The organism is Rhodoferax sp. UBA5149, assembly GCF_002413825.1.
Lineage (GTDB): Bacteria > Pseudomonadota > Gammaproteobacteria > Burkholderiales > Burkholderiaceae_C > Rhodoferax.
In genome coordinates, this window is sequence record NZ_DHXT01000097.1 from 31,171 (window position 1) to 32,204 (window position 1,034).

Annotated in this window: 1 protein-coding gene; it reads left to right on the forward strand. The window is 54.3% G+C overall.

Annotated features, from left to right (window positions below; genetic code table 11):
• Positions 1-44 precede the first annotated feature (44 nt).
• Positions 45-1,034: a DNA-directed RNA polymerase subunit alpha gene (locus B3V69_RS08410; RefSeq protein WP_296445560.1), complete on the forward strand. Its 990-nt coding sequence runs from the start codon at positions 45-47 to the stop codon at positions 1,032-1,034.

Consider the following 1,034-nt stretch of genomic DNA (forward strand, 5'->3'; position numbering starts at 1 on the left):
GCCTTACCGGTGTAACGAGCCGGGGGTATTGAGAGGAAGTCTGCATGCAAAATAATCTACTGAAACCTAAAGCCATCAACGTCGAGCAGCTTGCCGCGAATCGTGCGAAGGTTGCGCTTGAGCCTTTTGAGCGTGGTTATGGTCACACGCTTGGTAACGCTTTGCGCCGTGTGTTGTTGTCTTCAATGCCCGGCTATGCCGCGACCGAGGTCACGATTGCCGGTGTGCTGCACGAATACTCGTCCATTGACGGCGTGCAGGAAGATGTTGTCAACATCTTGCTGAACCTCAAAGGCGTTGTGTTCAAGCTTCATAACCGTGACGAAGTGACGTTGAGTCTGCGCAAAGACGGCGAGGGTATTGTCACCGCGAGTGATATCCAGACTCCCCATGATGTCGAGATCATCAACCCTGATCACGTGATCGCGCACCTGTCGCAAGGCGGCAAGCTCGATATGCAGATCAAGGTTGAAAAGGGCCGTGGTTATGTTCCTGGCACGATGCGGCGCCATGGCGATGAGCCAACCAAGTCCATTGGACGTATTGTTTTGGATGCCTCTTTTTCGCCGGTGAAGCGCGTCAGCTATACCGTTGAGAGCGCGCGTGTCGAGCAGCGTACGGACCTCGACAAGCTGGTCGTTGATATCGAAACCAACGGCGCTATTTCCGCAGAAGACGCGGTTCGCGCTTCCGCTAAAATCCTCGTTGAACAGCTGGCCGTGTTTGCGCAGCTGGAAGGCAGCGAATTGGCGGCGTTTGATGCACCGGCGCCACGTGGCAGCACGCAGTTCGACCCGATCCTGTTGCGTCCGGTGGACGAGCTTGAATTGACGGTTCGCTCGGCTAACTGCTTGAAGGCCGAAAATATTTATTATATTGGCGACTTGATTCAGCGCACGGAAAACGAGTTGTTGAAAACTCCAAATCTGGGCCGCAAGTCACTCAATGAAATCAAGGAAGTGCTGGCTTCCCGCGGTCTGACTTTGGGCATGAAGCTTGAAAGTTGGCCTCCAGCCGCTCTCGAAAAGCGTTGA

What these genes read in the sequence shown, in the direction of transcription:
- B3V69_RS08410 (WP_296445560.1), top strand. Translation starts at nt 45, where the DNA reads ATGCAAAATAATCTACTGAAACCTAAAGCCATCAACGTCGAGCAGCTT.